The organism is Arthrobacter sp. B2a2-09 (assembly GCF_027587375.1).
In the GTDB taxonomy this organism is placed as follows: Bacteria; Actinomycetota; Actinomycetes; order Actinomycetales; family Micrococcaceae; genus Arthrobacter.
The window spans coordinates 149,446-168,183 of the sequence record NZ_JAMXIC010000002.1 but is presented as its reverse complement, the minus strand read 5'-3'; the positions used below and the strand labels follow the sequence as shown (position 1 = coordinate 168,183).

General features: G+C 62.9%; 18 protein-coding genes and 2 pseudogenes. 11 read left to right on the top strand and 9 right to left on the bottom strand.

Going from position 1 to position 18,738, the window contains the following annotated elements; all coding sequences use genetic code 11:
• Positions 1 to 125 precede the first annotated feature (125 nt).
• From NFJ07_RS02865 to NFJ07_RS02825, 9 genes and pseudogenes are all read left to right on the top strand, one after another.
• Entirely contained in the window at positions 126 to 1,370 is a 1,245-nt protein-coding gene (locus NFJ07_RS02865; RefSeq protein WP_269992358.1) for a tyrosine-type recombinase/integrase, read from the top strand.
• Positions 1,367 to 2,239 carry a tyrosine-type recombinase/integrase gene (locus NFJ07_RS02860; protein ID WP_269992356.1) on the top strand — a complete coding sequence of 291 codons (873 nt, stop codon included), beginning with the start codon at positions 1,367 to 1,369 and terminating at the stop codon, positions 2,237 to 2,239. The genes NFJ07_RS02865 and NFJ07_RS02860 overlap by 4 nt, the downstream gene beginning before the upstream one ends.
• 88 nt (positions 2,240 to 2,327) lie before the next feature.
• Positions 2,328 to 3,350 carry a tyrosine-type recombinase/integrase gene (locus NFJ07_RS02855; RefSeq protein WP_269992354.1) on the top strand — a complete coding sequence of 341 codons (1,023 nt, stop codon included), beginning with the start codon at positions 2,328 to 2,330 and terminating at the stop codon, positions 3,348 to 3,350.
• Between the two features lie 94 nt (positions 3,351 to 3,444).
• Positions 3,445 to 4,269: pseudogene (locus NFJ07_RS02850) on the top strand (Mu transposase domain-containing protein); the annotation flags it as partial.
• Positions 4,266 to 5,012, top strand: a complete 747-nt coding sequence (locus NFJ07_RS02845) for an ATP-binding protein (RefSeq protein WP_269992351.1) — start codon at positions 4,266 to 4,268, stop codon at positions 5,010 to 5,012. The pseudogene NFJ07_RS02850 and the gene NFJ07_RS02845, both read left to right, overlap by 4 nt.
• Positions 5,013 to 5,173: 161 nt before the next feature.
• Positions 5,174 to 5,530: a hypothetical protein gene (locus NFJ07_RS02840; RefSeq protein ID WP_269992349.1), complete on the top strand. Its 357-nt coding sequence runs from the start codon at positions 5,174 to 5,176 to the stop codon at positions 5,528 to 5,530.
• A gap of 378 nt (positions 5,531 to 5,908) precedes the next feature.
• Positions 5,909 to 8,041, top strand: a complete 2,133-nt coding sequence (locus NFJ07_RS02835; protein WP_269992347.1) for a hypothetical protein — start codon at positions 5,909 to 5,911, stop codon at positions 8,039 to 8,041.
• A gap of 226 nt (positions 8,042 to 8,267) precedes the next feature.
• Positions 8,268 to 8,846 (top strand): hypothetical protein, encoded by a 579-nt coding sequence (locus NFJ07_RS02830; protein WP_269992346.1) that lies wholly within the window; start codon positions 8,268 to 8,270, stop codon positions 8,844 to 8,846.
• A 152-nt stretch (positions 8,847 to 8,998) separates the two neighbouring features.
• The gene (locus tag NFJ07_RS02825) at positions 8,999 to 9,661 is read left to right on the top strand and encodes a DUF3841 domain-containing protein (protein ID WP_269992345.1); all 663 of its coding nucleotides are present in this window, start codon (positions 8,999 to 9,001) and stop codon (positions 9,659 to 9,661) included.
• A gap of 125 nt (positions 9,662 to 9,786) precedes the next feature.
• Here the strand turns inward: NFJ07_RS02825 and NFJ07_RS02820 are convergent, their stop codons facing one another.
• The 3 genes from NFJ07_RS02820 to istA all read right to left on the bottom strand — a co-directional run bounded on the left by NFJ07_RS02820 (position 9,787) and on the right by istA (position 12,430).
• The gene (locus NFJ07_RS02820) at positions 9,787 to 9,915 is read right to left on the bottom strand and encodes a hypothetical protein (protein ID WP_269992343.1); all 129 of its coding nucleotides are present in this window, start codon (positions 9,913 to 9,915) and stop codon (positions 9,787 to 9,789) included.
• A 185-nt stretch (positions 9,916 to 10,100) separates the two neighbouring features.
• A complete protein-coding gene (locus NFJ07_RS02815; protein ID WP_269992342.1) occupies positions 10,101 to 10,892 on the bottom strand; it encodes an ATP-binding protein in 792 nt (263 codons plus the stop codon).
• A complete protein-coding gene (gene istA, locus NFJ07_RS02810) occupies positions 10,889 to 12,430 on the bottom strand; it encodes an IS21 family transposase (protein ID WP_333482029.1) in 1,542 nt (513 codons plus the stop codon). Before istA ends, NFJ07_RS02815 begins: the two co-directional genes overlap by 4 nt.
• Before the next feature lie 375 nt (positions 12,431 to 12,805).
• Here istA and NFJ07_RS25900 point away from each other — a divergent pair, with 375 nt between their 5' ends.
• Entirely contained in the window at positions 12,806 to 13,078 is a 273-nt protein-coding gene (locus NFJ07_RS25900; RefSeq protein WP_333482033.1) for a hypothetical protein, read from the top strand.
• 306 nt (positions 13,079 to 13,384) lie between these two features.
• Here NFJ07_RS25900 and NFJ07_RS26010 read toward each other — a convergent pair.
• The 3 genes and pseudogenes from NFJ07_RS26010 to NFJ07_RS02790 all read right to left on the bottom strand — a co-directional run.
• Positions 13,385 to 13,762, bottom strand: a pseudogene (locus NFJ07_RS26010) (hypothetical protein); the annotation flags it as partial.
• A 419-nt stretch (positions 13,763 to 14,181) separates the two neighbouring features.
• Entirely contained in the window at positions 14,182 to 15,624 is a 1,443-nt protein-coding gene (locus NFJ07_RS02795; RefSeq protein ID WP_269992338.1) for a serine hydrolase domain-containing protein, read from the bottom strand.
• On the bottom strand, positions 15,621 to 15,878 hold the full coding sequence (locus NFJ07_RS02790) for a hypothetical protein (protein WP_269992336.1): 258 nt from the start codon (positions 15,876 to 15,878) through the stop codon (positions 15,621 to 15,623). Before NFJ07_RS02790 ends, NFJ07_RS02795 begins: the two co-directional genes overlap by 4 nt.
• 286 nt (positions 15,879 to 16,164) lie before the next feature.
• Between NFJ07_RS02790 and NFJ07_RS26005 the strand changes: the two genes are divergently transcribed.
• Complete coding sequence (locus NFJ07_RS26005) at positions 16,165 to 16,272, top strand: hypothetical protein (RefSeq protein ID WP_442865274.1); 108 nt, start codon at positions 16,165 to 16,167, stop codon at positions 16,270 to 16,272.
• 160 nt (positions 16,273 to 16,432) lie between these two features.
• On the opposite strand, the gene NFJ07_RS02785 is transcribed toward NFJ07_RS26005, so the two are convergent.
• From NFJ07_RS02785 to NFJ07_RS02775, 3 genes are read right to left on the bottom strand one after another with little or no spacing between them, the layout of a single operon-like run.
• On the bottom strand, positions 16,433 to 17,404 hold the full coding sequence (locus NFJ07_RS02785) for a carbohydrate kinase family protein (RefSeq protein WP_269992334.1): 972 nt from the start codon (positions 17,402 to 17,404) through the stop codon (positions 16,433 to 16,435).
• A complete protein-coding gene (locus NFJ07_RS02780) occupies positions 17,397 to 17,861 on the bottom strand; it encodes an ureidoglycolate lyase (RefSeq protein WP_269992333.1) in 465 nt (154 codons plus the stop codon). Before NFJ07_RS02780 ends, NFJ07_RS02785 begins: the two co-directional genes overlap by 8 nt.
• 59 nt (positions 17,862 to 17,920) lie before the next feature.
• The gene (locus NFJ07_RS02775) at positions 17,921 to 18,703 is read right to left on the bottom strand and encodes a BtpA/SgcQ family protein (RefSeq protein ID WP_269992332.1); all 783 of its coding nucleotides are present in this window, start codon (positions 18,701 to 18,703) and stop codon (positions 17,921 to 17,923) included.
• Between the last annotated feature and the right edge of the window lie 35 nt (positions 18,704 to 18,738).

Here is an 18,738-nt window from a genome sequence, read left to right as displayed (position 1 = left end):
CGTTATCCCGAGTAGTCGTCGCGTTGTGCCTGTGGGAGCGGCGTCAGGCTGTCATTCCTCGGGATAACCATCGCGTGTTTTCGTTGACTCATCTCTATTGATTTTCACTTGGAGGTGAGCAAGAAATGAACGTTTCTATCGCTGGGCTGATCGTGCAGGCGGATGCTGCAATCAGTGGCCTTGGGCATGCGCCGTCGACTGACATGCAGTATCGGTGGGCGTGGTCCCAGTTTGAGAAGTTCTGTTCCCGCGAGGGCGTTGACGAGTTCACGGAGGACGTCGTTGCCTTGTATCTGCAGGCCGTGGCTGCAGAGCGCCGGGAGGGCCGGATCAAGGAGTGGAAGCGCAAGCTGCTGCGTAAGTCGACCCTGGTGCTCGTTGAGGTGGCACGGACAGGTTCTTACCGATGGGCGCTGTCTCGTCCGACGCATCCGAATGATGCGCTCGATCCGGTGTTTCGTCCAGTTCAGGAACAGTTCGAGGCGTGGTTGGAAAGCCAGCGCCTGGCCGTCGCCACGAGGGAACTCTATGCCACGGTGAGCCGCACGATTTTGGCGTGGCTGCCTGAACGAGGTGTGACAAACGCTCGGGCGCTGTCTGGCACGGATGTTGCGGCGGCGGCGATCTTCCTCGGCGGCCGCTATCAGCCCGGCAGCATGAGAACGGTCGTCAGTGCGGTGCGGGTGTTGTGTCGCTTTCTTGAGGAATCCGGCTGCTGCACTGGCCTGGTTCAAGCAGTCCCTCGGCAGGTTTCGAGGCGCCTCACGTCCGTGGATGTGCTGACGTCTTGCGATGTTGATGCCCTGACGAATTCAACCAACATGGCCACCTCGACAGGCCGCCGGGACAAGGCGGTGCTGCTGTTGGCGGCCAGGACGGGCCTGCGGCCTGTCGACATTGTGAATTTGCGTTTGCAGGACATCGATTGGGCGCAGGGACAGATCACCCTGACTCAGCACAAAACGGGGGCCGTGCTGACATTGCCGCTCCTGGCTGATGTCGGTGAAGCGATCGCTGACTATCTCCTGCACGGCAGGCCTGGCGGTGTCGCCGACGACCATGTGTTCCTGCGGTCCCAGGCACCCCACGTTGGCCTGTCGACTTCGTCGTGCTTTTATAACGTGACCGCGGGCGCGTTCGCCCGCACCGAGACATCTCCGCGAAACGGCAAGGGTCAGGGCTTTCGGGTGCTACGAGCCTCGTTCGCGACCAGGATGCTCGAGGGCGACACGAGCCTTCCGGTGATCTCCGGTGCACTCGGTCACCGAGGAATCGACTCGGCAAAGCATTATCTCGCCGCCGACGAGAAGCGCATGCGGGAGTGCTGTCTCGATTTCGCCGGCATTCAGCCAAGATGGGCCCGGCTATGAACACTCTCGTCAGCGGCCTGGCCGCCCATATCCAGGCTCTACTCGACGTCAAGCACGCTCTGGGGCTGCCCTATCTAGCGTCCGAGCGGCACCTGCGTGCTTTCGACGCGCTGTGTGCCCGCGATTACCCCAGGCAGACAACGCTGACCCGGGAAATGGCTATGACCTGGGCTGTTGCCCGGCCCGGTGAGCACGTCAACGGCCAGATGAGACGGATCACCCCGGTCAGACAGCTCGCCAAACACATGAGCAGTGTCGGCGTCCCCGCGTATGTCATCCCGTCGGGAATCCCGGGCAGGCAGATCCACTACAGCCCTCACATTTTCTCGCACGAGCAGTTACGAGCGATCTTTGATGCGGCCGACGAAATTCCGGTTTCGCCCTATGGCGGGCAACGCCAGCTGCTCGTCCCTGCGATCTTCCGCATGATCTACTGCCTAGGCCTACGACCTGGCGAAGCCAAGAGACTGCACCGAAATGACGTCGATCTGACCCGGGGCACCGTCAGCATTCGTGAGTCCAAAGGGCACAAGGACCGCATCGTGTTTATGTCGCCCGATCTGCACGAGTACTGCCGGAGCTACGACGCCGCAATCAGTGCCTTTCACCCAGACCGGACGGCTTTCTTCCCCAACCAATGGGGGCGTTTCTACAGTCCGTCAACCCTCAATTGCTGGTTTGACGAGCTCTTGGCCGCCGCCGGCCCTGCCGTCGTGGCCAGCATCGGCTCACCGCCGCGTCCCTACGACCTGCGCCACGCCCACGTGATCGAGAACATCAACCGATGGGTACTCGCAGGCCGTGACCCGGAGGTTCTGGTTGCCTACCTGAGTCTGCACCTAGGGCACAGCAACACCGCGGACACCTAGTACTACTTCCACCTCGCCGCCGATTTCCACCCCGACCTGCGCAGGCTCGCCAACACCGATATCGAATCCATTCTCCCGGAGGCATCCCATGACTTCTGATGATTTCTTCCGACTCGTCCGCGCCTGGCTGACCGTCCACCTTCCCCGAGCACGCAGGCTCAGCCCGCACACCATCCGCTCCTACAAGACCGCGCTGAACACGCTGCTGGCCTATCTTCGCGAAACACGGCACCTGGATCTGGCCGAGATCACCTTCGACGCCATCAACCACGCCACCATCACCGGGTTCACCACCTGGCTGCTCGAGCCCAAGAACCTGGCGCCCTCGTCAGCCAACCAGCGGCTGGCCGCAATCAAGTCCTTCCTCTCCTACTGCGCCGCAGAGGACCCGTCGCTCGTCTCGATCTGGCTGGACGTCAAACAAATCCGGCCAGCCCGTGCACCGGCCCATGCACCCGACGCACTGACTATGCCCGCCGTCGAGGCACTGATCCGAGCACCAGGACAACACACCAGCCATGGTCTCAGGGACACCACGATCATCCTGCTCATCTTCGATGCCGCCGCGCGCATCCAGGAAATCCTCGACCTGACGCCGGCAGACATCGACACCACCCCCGGCCGCGGCCGCGTGACACTCACGGGGAAAGGCCGGAAAGGCAGAACTGTCCCCATCATGGACAAGACCTGCCGCCACCTCGACCAATACGTGGGCGTGTTCCACCCCGGCACGCCCGAACCGGAGGCACCCTTCTTCTATACAATCCGGTCAGGGCAACGCCACCCGATGAGCCAGGACAACATCACCTACCTGCTGAACAAGCACGCCACAGCCGCACGGGGCCACTGTCAGGATCTTCCGGAGCGGAGGATCCATGCTCATCAGCTTCGGCACGCCCGCGCAATGCAGATGCTACGCGCCGGCGTGCCCCTGCCCCACATCAAGGAATTCCTCGGCCACGCCAACATCACCACCACCAGCATCTACGCATCAGCAGACAACCAGATGGTCCGCGTGGCAATCCAGAAAGCAGCCAGCACCACACCCGACCTCGCCCCCATCTGGAAAGGAAACGACGACATCATCCTCCAGCTCGCCGGACTCAAATAGTTATCCCGAGGAATGACAGCCTGACGCCGCTCCCACAGGCGCATGACAGCAACGACTCGGGATAACGGAATCCTCGGGATAGTCCTTCTTATTCCGAATTCGGGATAAGAAGGATAAGGCCAGCGTGGAAAACACGGTCGCCCACGTGGCTACCTGGATCATCGCCGGGCTGCGTCAGCGGCAATTCACCTCGTTGCCGGACCTCCGGGCCGCCATCATCGAGCGGGTGGCGGCCTACAACGCGGAGCCGTTCCAGAAGCGGCCCGGGTCCAGGGCCAGCGTGTTCGCAGCCGAGGAACAGCCGCTGCTGACAGGGTTGCCGGCGGCGGCCTACGAGATCAGCAGGTGGGCCTACGGGCGCCGGGTAGCCCGGAACGGGCACGTGGTCTGGGAGAGGAACTACTATTCGGTGCCCTTTGCCAATATCGGCACCAAGGTGGACCTGCGGATCACCGATCGGGTGATTCAGGCCTACCGGGGCACCGAACGGCTGACCAGCCACCTGCTGCTGCCCGAGGGCGCGGCCAACGAGTACCGCACCAACGACGCCGACCTGCCCGCCGGCGAGAAGTACCGGCAATGGGACCCGCCCCGGGTGCGGGAGTGGGCCGGACGGATCGGCCCGGCAGCGGTGACCGTGGTCAACCGGATCTTCGAGTCCGTCCCGGTCGACGAGCAGGGCCTGGACGCAGCACTGGCCGTGTTGCGGCTCTCCCGGCGCTACTCGGCCGAACGCCTCGAGGCAGCCTGCCGGCTTGCGTTGGCAGGGCGTGTGCGGTCCCCGCGGTATGCGCATCTGCAGCCGATCCTGGCCACAGAGCAGGACAAAGCCGCCGGACTCAGGCCACCACGGGATGAACCGGCCGAACACGGCGGATACGTCCGCGGCGCCGAATACTACGCAGGTGGTGCCAAATGAGCGGGATCGATATCGAAACCAAACGCAAGCTCCGCGAGATGGGTGCCGCCCCGATGCTGGAGGCGCTCGAGGCCCAGGACGAGACGCTCGTGCTCGGCATGGCCTTCGAGGAACGGCTCCGGTTGGTCGTCGACGAGGCCCACTCCGGGTTCAACCACGCCAAGGTTGAGGGACTGATCCGGCGGGCCGGGCTACGCTACCCCGGCGCGGATCTGCGCCGGCTCGACCTCGTGGACGAGCGGGGTCTGGACCGGAACGTGATCCCCCAGCTCGGCACCTGTTCGTTCATCGAACGGCAGCAGAACGTCGTGTTTCAAGGATTCACCGGATCCGGGAAGTCCTACCTGGGGTGCGCGCTGGCGAAGCAGGCCTGCCAGCACCGGATCCGGGCCCACTACGTCCGCATGCCCGACCTTGAGGAAGCCTGGGCGCTGGCAAAAGACAAGCCACAGGGACAAACCAAATTCCTGAACAAGTACGCGGCCTTCACCCTGCTCGTGATCGACGAATGGCTTCTTGACCACCCCGACGAGGGCATGCGCAGCATGCTGTTGGAACTGCTGGAGCGCCGGTACGACACAGCATCAACCGTGTTCTGCACCCAGTACGCCAAGAAAGACTGGCACCAGCGGCTCGGCTCCGGGGTCCACGCCGATGCGATCATGGACCGCATCGTGCACAACACCATCTGGGTCGATACCGGCAACCACAACATGCGCCAACACGCCAGCATGAAGCAGTAAGAAAACGTCGGTGGGGACCCGTGGCCCCCACAACCTCGGCCACTGGCCCCCACCGGCAATATCAATGGCCCCGAAAGGCAATATCGAGTGGCTTCCAAACCTTCAAATACTCAGCCATGAATGACGAACACCGGCTTAGTTCGAGAAAGACGGCTGCGATCATGAGGAGCGAGCTCGCTCGCGGTGACCTGGAGTTCGCGTTCCGGGTCATGACCTCGGCATTAGCTGACTTCCGTGACACGCATCCGGAAAACCGTTCGGATTTTCTGGTGCCTCCCGAGTCCACCGGGTCGACCCGGTGGGACACTCTGCTTGCAGCGGTCGTTGGGCGCGAATGCGACCGCCTCGGAATTCCGCGGCCTCCCTGGACGATGCCCGAGCCTCTGGCAGAGGAATGGGTCGTCACGATCCTGCCGGCTCCGTCCGAGCAGTGGATTGCAAGGATCAGGGCTGGGACGCCGGAGGAGTTCTCCCGTCTCGGTCTTTGGGTCCATGCCCGCGACTTGGAGACCCTGTAACCAGCCCACAGCGCCGTACCGCATGAACGACGCTGGATTAACCGGGACGGCATGACTGTGCCGAGTACGGGATAAATACGATCCGGCCGTATAGAAGCGCCTCGTGCTTTGCGTTTCTGGCAAGCAAATCCCCCGGACGCGTCGGGCGGGGTGTCATGTATCGATAGCACCGCCGATCATCTAGAGGCACGTCACGAGCGACTCTGCATTGGAAGGGCATCAACGCGCGTACTGCCAATCGCATCATGCGCCGCAGCATCTCCGCTGCGTGATCATCGTGCACCTCAGACACAAGTCGTTGCACTGGACGTCTGGACTCGGGTCTACTCCACCCATATCCGTAACTGGGGTTTCACCGGTCGTTCCGTGCATCCAGGAATGATCGACCAAGAAGCACAACAGAGCGACAGCCCGGAAGGGCAGCAATGCCAGGTCGCGAACGTCGAGTCGGAGGTTTTCGCGAAGGCCGGGGATGACCCAGCGGCCCACGGACATCTCCAGGGACAAGGTGCAGTCCCCGCCGAGCTGGCGCCGCTCCGAACTAGCTGGCTGTTCGGGTGGTTGAATCAGCGTGGTGTGATGATTGTGTTACTAGTCGAAAGTGGGGGTCGTGTGCTTATTGATCACAATGTTCGTTTGGATTGGCCAGAAGAGGAACCGACCTGGATTAGGTCTTTGGTGTCATCCTTGGACCGACGATATGTCTCGGTTTCGGTACTTCCATTGACTACCTGTGCGAGGGAGATTATCGAATGGGTGAATCTTGCTAGCGGGGAGGACGCATGGCGGAAGGCTCAAAACCGGGGATCCTTGGCGGCTGATCTGCAGCAATCTCTTGATGCGTTGGGGGCCCACACAGGACGGTATCTGCATTCGGCATCGTCGCGGCTGTCTGTTGCCTTGACGAGCTTGAATTCAGCGGGTCGAGCAGTCCTCGCTCAGCCGACAGGGCTACGGACTAGCGCAGAATGGGCGGAGCTGCTTCAGGCTGCTGAAGAATTAGTCGGTCTGGTTGGAACTGATGGGGCAATACAGGCAGTATGGTCGGATCTCGTCGGAGTTGCCCGCGGTTCGGGCGCAAACCGTTTGGAATTTCGCGAGATGGTCGACCTTCTTCATGCCCAGCTTGAGTTACGCCGCCGTGATGCGGATGCCGTTCTGTCTGGGGTGGCTCATCTACTGGCCCAGGACCTAGGGGGGCGGGGACTCCCCGTCGAAGACGGGACGAAGCAACTCCTGCCGCCGGATAAACGGGTGGAGTTTGCCGAAAAATTGTTGCTCGAACCGGCAAAAATCGAGGACATTGTCGTCTGGCTTGGATATCGCGGGGTCAGGCTGACTGAGCCGATGGGTGGCGGCAGAGTCGCATTCATGGACGCTGCTTGGTACATTCCTAATGCCCGGCCTGATGGCCCCGACTTTCCGTTCAAGGCAGAACTCGAACATATCGTGGAGAACAGCTCCCTGCGTTATCCCGAACTAATCGATGAGGAGCCGACAGTTGAACTCCTTGTGCGAGTTGATCTGGCAAAAACAACGGCTACCGGTGCTCGAGAGTTGGCTACTGGAATCGCTGAAGCCGTGCTGGACGTCGGCACCCATTGGTCGGGCGGTACTCGGCCATACCAGACTGAATGCTACATTCTGCAGGATGGGCACCTGACGGTTCAATCGTGGAGCGGTGGGACCCGCAAGGCCATCGACGATCCGCATGGGCGAATTGCCATTGGGGATGCCATCAAAGACTACGCTTCAAGTCTCTTCAGTGCCCTTGAGACGAACACCTTGCCGATCTACCTGAAAGCGGCTTTGGAAGCCCAGACGTCGGCCGATCAGCCGTATTCACGGGGGAAGATGTCGTCGAGGGTCACCGACGTTGAGAATCGGGCCTTGATACCCCTCGAAGATCGCGTCGTACAACACATTGCTGCCTACGCCATGATGGCCCCGGAAGACTTCTTCGAGGAGCTTATCGCTTGGTGGCCTGCTGCGCGGTGGGAAGCCGACGTTCACCGAGCTACCACCATGTCTCTTATGAGCATCGGCGAGAATCAAGCTAGATGCGATCAGCTCAAGCGAAAGCTCTACAGTAGTGGGCCGACTTCCCCATGGCTGGTCTTTGTGGCCGATCATGCCAAGGAAATTTCCAATTTGTGCAAGGTCGAATCCGACAAGGCGTGGGTGACCAGGGTATTGGCAAGTGTCGACGATACCCAGGCTTACGCCGAGCTCCATAATGAATATACTCAAGAGGCACAGATTATCGCCGAACGTCGCAAGCGGGCCCGCAACGCTATCGTTCATGGAAACCCGATCGAGGTTCAGGCGGTGGACTCAGTCACCGAGTTTTCTCGTTTCCTTTCGCAAACAGCAATTCGAGTGGGTTTGGAATCCTTCATGACAGGGCAGAGTGTGCGAATGATCGTTGACGCCGAAAACGACAAGAACAACTATCTTGAACGTAAGTCTGTTGCCGACTACTGGCGACAGGGAACAACTGTCTCTATCTGACCCGAACCAAGCTCTTGGAAAACCTTGGCGCAAGCATATGTCGCCTGCCATGAGCATGGGACCGGTGTAGGCGGTTTTCTGCCACTCTCATGGGACCACCTGGGTTGCCAGTCATGGGACCATCCGGCGCGCTGCGCGGGAGGTCCCCGGATGGGCTTCTTTGATCGTCGTGTCAGCGTTGTCGACACGGAGGCCAAAGGGCTTGGGATTCAGGGAGGCCAGCGTGATGGAAATCAGGAAAGTGCTCCGGGCCTGGTTCGGCGGGGCGGGGCTGCGCACCGCGGCCGAGCGTGCCGGGGTGGACCGGAAAACGGCCCGCCGGTACGTGCACGCGGCCCAGACCGCCGGGCTTGCGCGCACGGCCGGTGCGGCCGCGGTGGACGATGCCCTCATCGGCGCGGTCGTGGCCGCGGTCCGCCCGGTGAGGGCGAACGGCCACGGCCAGGCATGGGACCCCCGGGCCGCGCATGAGGAACAGATCAAAGCCTGGGTCGCCGGCGAGAAGGGCGCCCGTGGCTTGTCGCTGGGCGAAGGACGTCGTCCCTGGTCAGGAATGGTTTCTCCACTGTGCTTCCTCCCTTTGCGGGAATCCGCCTTGTCTAATGATCCGAAGTCGTCCGGGGGCAAATGGGGACTATCACCGTTGGTGAGAAGGTCCAGGGGCCGTGGCCTGGAAGGGATGTCTCGAATCCCTGAAGCCGCGGCAGCGAGTATCGGGAGTCGTCGGGATGAACATCCGGCCTACCGTCGCATGGTTATTCCGGCCGCCGGCGGTCTCGACGACGACGTCTTCCATGGCCGCTAGCCTAGACCCTGATCGCTGCTTAACGAGTTGCTGCCGGGCTCCCACGGTCCGGCTTTGTCCCACCGAACCCCTTCGCAGCTGATAGGTCAATTGTGCAAAGGCGCTTTGCACAATTGGCGACCGCTGTCGGTGTTCTCAGCGATGATAGAGGTGTGTCGAGTTTTCCAATCAGGGAAGCCTGCCCTGCGGATGCCGTCCCGCCGGGACGGATTGGCTACGACATTTCCGCCGACCAACTGCTTCTCCACACCCTTCAGAGCGAGGAAGCTTTCGATGCGCTCTGTTCGGCAGGCGTGCTCGTGTCTGATCCTTCCCGTGTCGATCCTTTTCTTGTCGACGCCTACGACTGGCTTTACCGGCAGATGGCGGCACGGCTCACCACTGCCGGGGAGGGGGCCCTCTGGTTTTGGGCCCGGATCACGCGCCGGGATCTGGTGGACAGTTGTAGGGACTCCATCGGGCAGGTTCTGCTGACCTGCAGGGTGCCGCGGGAACGGGTGCTGCTCTCCCACTATGGCCACTGGCATTCGGTCCTGAACAAGTTCCCGCATATCCCCGAGCTCTCGGGCGAAAGCGATGAAGACTACACCGCACGCATGAATCGAAGGTACGACGATTTCGTGGCCCGGCTCAAGGCCGCAGGAGCCTGGGGTGCGGGAATCGCGGACTGGCCGGCGGATTTGAGGGCCGACGTCGAGCAAGGCTGGGAGAGCATCTTTGACCCGGGGAATTACGGTCGTTCCGAGTCCTGGCAGGCCACCATGCACACACTGCGCGTGGAAGACATCGTGAAAGCTGTCAGAATCCAACGCTGACCTCGCCGGCCTGTGAGTCCAGTTGGATCGCGCCGGTGCGGTGGGGACCCGCGTACGCCGGACGGGCTCGGCTCAATACTGGACTGGCCGCCCGTCACTACGCTGAAGCCACCGAAGATTCTCGATCATTGCAGCGTCTCGAATTCTTCTTCGAGGGGGTCGCTGCCGGGCTCGGCGTGGATGTCCACACCGTAACGGGCCCTTAGGCCGACAACGTCAATGAGGCAATTGGCCTCGTCGGGCAGCCCGTCCAAGGCGAGAGTGAACGATTCGCTGCGCTCGTCCCGGCGCGGAAATGTCAGTTGTCGCTGGCCCCGTGTTTCTTGGCCTACTTCCCTGCCCCTGACCGGTGGGTGAAAGCAACCCCCATTGCCGGGCTGCCTGACGGATCCCGGGCCGGGCGTGCCGGGTTGGCGGGGCGCCTGACCAGGGTGTGGGGTTAGCTCATGGGGCGGGTTCCTTTCCCGTTTTGGGCTTGCATGAGCCGGACGGACTCGCCGCTGGTTTGGCAGAGGTGGGCGTGGTGGAGGAGCCGGTCCACTGTCGCGGTGGCGATGGTTTTGGGCATGAGTTCATCGAACCCGGACGGGTGGATATTGGAGCTGATCGCCAGGGAGCGCTTCTCGTAGGAGGCCTCGACAACCCGGTAGAAGCCCTCCGCGGCGTCGGCGGACACCGGCAAAAGGCCGATGTCATCGACGCAAATCAAATCCACGCTGGTGGCCCGGGCGATGGCTTTGTTGACGCTGTCATCGATCCGGTGCCGGCGCACGAGAGCGCCGAGGTCTTCCATGCTCAGCCAGGACACGGACATGCCTTGATCGATGGCCTGCTGACCCAAGGACTCCAGCAGCAGAGTCTTGCCCGTGCCGGAGGGCCCGCAGGCGATCAGGTTCTCCCGCCGCCGCACCCACTCCAGCGTCCGCAGGAACGACGTTGTCGCCGCCGGCAGGGTGGAAAGGGCCTCGTCCCAGACGTCGAAGGTCTTCCCGGAGGGAAAGCCTGCGCGTTTGCGGCGGGTGGCCAGCATCGACCGGTTCCGGCCGGTGGCTTCGGCTTCGAGGAGGACACGGATGACTTCGGTGGGGTCCCAGCGCTGGGCTTTCGCGGTCGCCAGGACGTCGGCGACGACGGCGCGGGCGTGCGGCATCCGGGTGGTGCGCATCAGCGCGATCACGTTCTCCACCGCCGTATCGGTCAGCGGGCTGGGGGCAAGGGCTGTCGCGCTCATTCGGTGGCTCCTTCAAAGTCTTCATCACTGGTGGTGGCGGGCGCGGCGGTGCCGAAGTTGGCCCAGCCGCTGGTGCCCTGGCTGAGCCATTGGCCTTGGTCGGTGACGGTGCGGGTGCTGGTTGTGTGGGTTTTCCCGCCGGCGGTATTGATGATGGAGAGCAGGTCCTCGTGGGTGAAGCGCTGATGCACTGCGGCGGAACCGAGGCCCTTGTCGACCTCGTCGGTGCCCAGGACTTTGGCGAGGGTGACGGCGCGTTCCATTTTGTGCCGGATCTTTCCGGTCCCGGCCGCGGCGGCTTCCTTGAGCCAGAGCGCTGCCCCGGCGCCGAGGGCCAGGAACTCTTCCTCGGCCTTGTTCGTCGGGCGGATCACCCGCTCAAGGGCCCCGGCAGGGGCCGGCGGGAAGTGGGCGTCGATGATCGCCGGGGTGCCGGGAAGGGTGACCTTGTGGCGGGCGACCTCGACCGGGCCGGTAACCCCGACATGGACGATGACGACCTCGGTATCCGTCCCGCGCACCCACACCATCTCACCCATCAGGGCGTGCGGGACGGAGTACCGGGACTGTTCGAACGTGATCATGGGCATGTTCGGCGGGACCTGCCGGGTCTGGCCGAAACTCGCCGTCACCGGGGTTTCCGGGACCGGATGCAAGCGGGGGCGTTCGAGAACCCGGAGCATGTCTTCGGGGATCTCCATCGTGGCCCGGTGCACCCGCGAATTCACCTCCTCCATGAACGCCTCACACGCGGCTTCCAGCTCGGCGAAGGACCCGTATTCCGGCAGCAGGTTCGTCTCTTTGGGGACGAGGTCGGCTTTGGCGATCTTGACCGCGTTCTCCACCCCGCCCTTCGAGGCCGGGTCCGCCGGCATGCAGGTGTGAACAGCGGTGGAATAGTGCCGGGCGAACGCGACGATCTGCGGGTTGCGGACCGGCACCCCGGCGACGTGCTCGACCGTGACGGTTTTCTCGTTGTCAGTCAGTATGTAGGTCGGGACACCGCCAAGCAGCCTAAAGGACCGATCCAGGGCGGCGAACACGCTCGGCATGGTCTTATCGAAGGCGATCACGATCCGGAAGCGTGAATATGCCAGCCAGGCCACGAACAACACCGTCTTGGCACCGTCAACAACGGGCCCGTCCCCGTAGTCCCACTGGAGCCACAGCCCTGGCTCCACACTCCAAGGCCGGTGAACACGAGTGTTTTGGGCCCGGTATTTCGACTTCAGCCCTGCCAGCACATACCGGGTTGTGCGGATCGAACCCGTATAGCCGAGGGCCACGAGTTTCTCATGCACAACATCGCCGCGGATCTTTCCGCGGGACTGCTCCACCAACGACGTCATCTGCGACAGGAACGGATCCGTGACCCGGCCACGCCGACGGGCCACCGGCACCTGGGCACCTTCATCACGGGCCTTCACATACGCCCGGACCGTGTTGTGCGAAACGCCGCAGACCTCGGCAGCACCCCGGTACGACCGGGTCAGATCATAAGCAGCTAAAATTTCCATGAACTCTCCTGGAGACTTCACAACAAGCCCCTTCCTTCCCAACATGGGCGAAATCGAAACGATTGGCATCGTCATTTCACCCGGAAGGAAGGGGCTCTCCTCGTATCGACACGAGGGATGGACAAGGGAATCCCAGCACACCCCGCCACGGATCCGCAGCGAACTACCGGTCAAAACACTTGCAGCCACTGGTCAAAACCACTGCCGCGAACGGTCAATCCAAAATGCCGTCTACGGTCAGTTTAAAGTTGCAGCTAACACCTGGATGCGTCGGTAGCTCAGCGTGCCGAGGTCTTCGTATTACGGCCGGCGCGAATCCACGGAATCACCCACGACCATCCACCACCGGGAGCTGACCGCTGTTTGATTCTTCCGATGGGATCTTTGGCTTGAGGTATGGTTCAAGCGAAACTGGCTGAGAACGGCATCGAGATGTCCGTGGGGACGGTGGCCACGATCATGGCGGAGATCGGGTGGGTGGCCAAGCGGATGCATGGATTCAAAGGCACCAGCATCCCTTCAGATCCGGAGAAGGACTTCAAGGATCTGATCGGCCGTGACTTCACCGCGGATACCGCAGACTCCCGCCTGATGGGTGACATTACGTATCTGCGCACCGGGAAGGGGTGGCTGTATCTGGCCACTGTCATCGCCCTGTGCACCGCATGATCGTCGGCTAGGCCATGGCCACCACATGCGAGCCTCCTTGTGCGTCAGCGCGCCGACCGGGACCTCCCTCGGCGGCAGCTCCTCGAGTTGTCGCTGAAGGCTTCGTTGGTCTCCCTCCACCGTCAGTACGTAGCGGGCGCGTCGTTTGTGCAAGTATTCGGCGTGCGAGCGTTGAGTGTGCATGGCGTCGGCACTGACGATGACGCCGGCAAGGTTCTTGGGGTATTCAAAGGTCCTCAACCCGGGTGATCTCGTTGACCCCAATCTCACTTGCCACCGAACCGTGCCGGGAGTCCACCGCAGCCATCAGATACGCCCTCTCTCCGCCGCCGTTCTTGGCCACCCCGGACTTCTTGCGTCGATGGCTATGGTCCTGGGTTTGCCCCGGGCAGTGACCCATGCGCCAAGGGCCGTATCCCGATCCTCCCAACTCTCCCCAGGTTCAAGGACGTGGTCGATGCCGGCAGCGCCGAGATGGCTGACGTCAAACATCCTGCCGAGGCGTTCCGTCTCGGTCAGCGCGGCCATCCCGGCACGGGGTAAGCCGGCTGCCGGTGCCGTCCTCGCCGCTACCGTCGGCGAGGGACATACGCCCGAAGCGCGATAACGAACGATACGAACTCTCAGCCGAAACTGGGTCTCCAGAAGCTTGGCGTCCTCCCCCACATTCGGCGCGCTCTCGAGGGCGAGGACGAGCGCGGTCCGGTCGTTGTCGAAGGCCTTGTCGACTTCTGTCCCGTCGTGACCGAACGCGTCGGGATCCGGGTTCCCGGAAGCGAGACATGCGCAGCCTCGACCATCTGCAAGATCTGCCGCGGCGAGCCCTCAGGCCGGTAGGCGTCGTCGACGAATATCGGTGGGACCTGAACGCTTACACCCTCGGCCTTGGGCAGCCATTGCTCCCGGAAGAACGACGCCACCGCTCAACCGGTCGTCCGACGACCGCGCAGAGCAGGTCGTTGTGGTGTCAGCGACCACGGCGTGGCGGTGTAGTTCGTTCATGGACGGACTCTTGATTTCGACGACGACGCCCGCGAGCTGGCGGGCAGTGTGCTGGGGAGGCGGTGCGACATTCTAGTGGTGGCCGAGACCTCTCGATCCCCTCAGAGCGACGGCCCTTCGTACCTCTCGGCCGGCCACATCACCGAGCGTCCGAACTGGATCCTCCGGACGCTGTCGTCGGCGTTTCGGACGACGGTGACCGTCTCGCCGGCATTGGCGAAAACCGAGGCGCCTACGTTGCGCAGCTCGCCGGCAGAAACCACCGCATACCGTTCCGCGGGCCCGACCGGATCGAGTCCATCCGGGTGGATGCCGAGCAGCTTCCCTCCGAGCGCCGCCAGGTGAAACTCATCAATCTGGTCAACGTATCGACCTGTGAAGCGGGCCAGCTCGTCCGTGCTGAGCTCGACCGGTTGCGTGGGAAAGACATCCGGCGCCAATCCGAAGCCGGCGGGGTCGGTGGGATCGGCGGCGCCCGCATACAACAGGCTGACCACGCCACGCGCCAGTTCGCCGACCGGTGACCCGAACCCGTTCGCCAGCACGGAGACGATGACACCGGTGTCGGGATCGAAGACAGTCTCACTGACCTGACCTGCGGGATGTCCTCCGCTGTGGCCGAGCAACGTGTGTCCGCGGAAGCTCTCGCGGACCATGCCCAAGCCGTAGCGCGCGGCCGCGGGGTCGGCCGGGTTGGATGACCATCCAGCGTGCTGCTGGAGTCTCTTACTGCCGTCGCTCAGCAGACGCTTGTCACCCATCAGGTGCGCGGCGTAGTAGTCGGCGAGATCGTCGGCAGTGGAATAGAAGCCTCCGCATGGGGCGTTGGCGCGAGAAGTCATCAGCGGCAGAACAGCTTGCGGGCGTCGGGCGTGAGGGCCCGCGTGGCCATGCACAAACTCGCCCACCCGCTCGAGGTCTAGATCAGGTCCGGTGTTCTTCAGCCCCAACACGTCGACGATGTATTCGCCGACATAGGCGTCGTAGCCAACTCCACTGACCCGTCCGATGATGATGCCCAACAAGCTGTAGCCGACGTTGGAGTACTTCAGGCTGACGTTCGGCGGGAACACAAAACCATGCTCAAGCACGGCCTGTATGACTTGATTCTCGTCGGGCGTCGGGGCGACCACCTGGTCGAGCACGGCGGTCGGCACATCGCGAACGATGCCAGCGGTGTGGTTGAGCAGATCGCGAACAGTAACGTCCCCGACCGGGCTTTCCGCGAGCTCAGACAAGTGGCTGCCGATCGAGTCATCGAGCCGCAGCAGATCGCGTTCGACCAGCTGCAGAACCGCCACCGCAGTGAAGGTCTTCGACTGAGAGGCGATCCGGAAAAGGTGTCTCGGTGTCACCGGGTCCCTGGTCTCCCGGTTGGTGACGCCGTACGCCTCGGACAGCCGCGACGTACCGCAATAACGGATCGCAACCTGCATGCCGGGGATGTCACGACGGTCGAACTGGGTTTGCAGCCAGGTCCGGACGTAGTCAAGGGACGCATCCATACGGGCGGCGGTGGCGTCTTGGTCGGGGGCACGGCTCATGAATACTCCAAAGTGTGGTGGTGCGGAATGGGGCCCAACCGGCCGGCGAGAGCACGAGCCGGCTCCGACGATCGCCCTCCTCGCGGCAGCAACACGCACGCTGCCGCCGACAAGGTGGCTGCAAGGTGCTCGGCGAGCAGTGCGAGCACACGAGGTTCGGGCCAGACCGAGACTTCGTACGAGCTCATCATGGTACAACGGTAGGCGCGGATCGATGCGAAGTATTCGTCGGCCTCGACTAGGCCGGTAGTCAAGATCCATCTGCTCGGACAAAGCCATCGGCCGAGATGTTGTGGGGGTCGCTGTGGAAAACCGTATGAATACCGCGTTAGGCCTTGCTCGCTGATCGTAGTGGCCGGAATTTGCCGGTGCTGATCCTGTGTCATTGCGTCAGGTATTTTCTACAGTGCTCCACAGTTTTCTATCCGGCGTAACAATTGTTCCGAACCTGTGGCCTGGCGAGGGTCTTGAAAACGATCGTTACCGGAGGTCATGCAGGCTTAAGCATCGGATGGGTTTGCCAATGGGCGGATCGCCCGGGTGGTGGGTGTGAATCCGGGAACGGTGCGTGCCTGGCGGGTCCGCTTTGCGGAGGATGGATTGAAGAAGCTCGGGTCGGTGAAGCCCGCGCGGGGCGCAAGTCGGTGATTCCCGATTCTAAGATCCGGGAAATCGTTGAGCTGACGCAGAAGTCAAGGCCCAAGGCGCAGGCTCATTGGTCGGTGCGGACCATGGCGGCGAGGACGGGGGTGTCCCCGACGCAGGTGCAGCGGATCTGGGCGGCGCGGGAATTGAAGCCGCATCTAGCCTAGGACGTGGCCAGAGGCACCGCCTGGGATCGCCGGAACTCCTCGACCTGCCTACTAGAGGCAACCCCTCCCCGCGGACCCTCAATGGTGACGGCACGGGATGCTGCGGCTACGGCAGACTCCACGGCCGAACGCAGATCTGTGGATTCCGCAAGCGCAAAGACCAGGGCTCCGCCAAAAGTGTCCCCGGCTCCGGTCACATCGACCACGGGTATGGTGTAGCCAGGGACAGTCTGGACACCAGCGCCGTCGTAGATTTCCGCGCCTGCCGCCGCCAGGGTGCGGATGATGGTCCGGACCTCGTTGCTGCGCATCCAGTCATTGACAGCGGCCAGATCCTGCCCGCCAAAGGACAGTCCAAAGCCGATCTCGTTCAAAATGATGACGTCCGCGCCGCGTAGATACGCCGCCTCCTCGGCGGTGAAACCGTCCACATCGAGGTCAAACACCAGTCTGCGGCCGTGGCTGCGCAGATCTGCCAGCACCTCGTCCCCGGCCAGCTCCCCGCCGTCGTTGCCGGCCGCCCGCAGGCGCCTGGCCCGGGACAGCGTCATGTACAGGTGGCCCGGTGAGCGCAGGGCCACCATCGCTGCAGCCGGGACCGCCATGGGCAGATTGCCCACCTCCGCGTACAGAACCACATGCTCACCGCCGACGAGGAAGATCATGTTGCGGGAGTCCGGAACCTCCGGGTGGTAGAGCATGTGCGTGGTCTTCAGCCCGTGGTTGCCCAGGTCCTCAAGCAGCCGTTCGGTCAAGGCTCCGTGGTTCAGCAGTGAAATGAACTCCGTGGACCCGCCCAGCCCCGCGTGGACTGCGGCCGCGTTGGCAATGCTGCCGCCCACATAGCTGCCGGTTTCCCGGAAGGATGCCTTGTCTGCCAGGCCCGGCCAGCGCTCCGCCGTGAAGTAGACGTCGAGTGCAACATCGCCGATGAAGAACGCCGTCGGACGCCGTGCCGCGCTATCCATTCTCAACCACTGTGTGGCTTGCATCGACCGAGACGTGGACCGGCCCGCCGCTGATATCGGTCCAGGTGGACCCGCCGTCGCCGCAGGTTGCCATCCAGTAGTAGTAGGCCTCCCCGTCCAGCCCGTGGCAGGCATCATGCCAGGTGCCCTTGTGCAGTACGACGGCGGTACGGGGATTGATGATGAAGGCCCGCACCGCATGTGCCTCGGGGTACCTCCCCTCGTTGGGCGGCGCGACAGCGAGCACCACGGGCGAACCTGCCGTGAACAACGCCTCCTCGGTGGCCAGGTGGCGTTCCATCTGGTTCGTGGCAAACGGCGAACCTGCGCCAAGGGTCATCCCAAGGCTCCCATTGGTGCAGATGAGCGGGTTGGAGGTGTGGACATCGGACCAGCCATCGCCGGCAGAGACCACCAGGCGCGCCGCCGGGTCCTCGGGCTGGATGGCCGTGCCCATGGAGTGGACTCGCCCGAAGGGTACGAAATCCTCCGCCTGCACCTCAGTTGCTAGCACCCTCACTGCACGGCCCGCCCATACACGCCGGAGGCGGTCGTCGTGCGCACTGCGTGGACCTGGGCCATCAGCTCCTCCACGTGGGGGCCGAAGATCCGCCCGGTGTCTACGTGTGTGTCCTTGAGGAAGCTGCCCACGATCGCACCGTCGGCCACCTCCAGCTGCTCGTGGACATTGGCAGCGGTCAAGCCTGCACCAATGATCAGGGGGAAGGCATCGCCCACCACGGAGCGGAAACGCCGCACCTTGGACACATCGGTCTCCTCGCCCGTGGCATCGCCCGTGATGACGAAGGCATCGCACCGGTCCATGCCGATCACCAGATCCTCCGCTTCGGGCCGACCGGAATTCACCGGCTGGTATTTGAATCGCACGCCGCCAAACAGTACCGATGGCACCTGACCGCGGAGCTCCTGGAGCTCCTGGGCGAAGTCCACATCGGACTCCGGTGCCAGGTGCCCGGCCACCGAGTCCATCTGGATGAAGTCGACGCGGAATTCGCGCGCCAACTCGAACGCGAGGTGGTGGTCGTGCAGAACATTCACCCCCACCAGCAGCTCGGGGTGTTTGCCCTCCACCCACTCCATGACATTGCGTACATCGGTCTTGCCGCCGAAGTAGTTCTCCACCACGACGCCGTCCACACCGCTTCGGAGCAGGATGTCCAGTTCGTCCCGTGCAATGTCCAGCCGTTCTGCGGCAGACTCCCCCGTGAGGTGGAGCATGCCAAGAATGGGCTTGGGCTGGTTGAAGGTCCGGGTATACCGGCTGTCACCGATGTTCAAGGGAAAGTCCTAACTCATTAATGGGTATCCGGGCA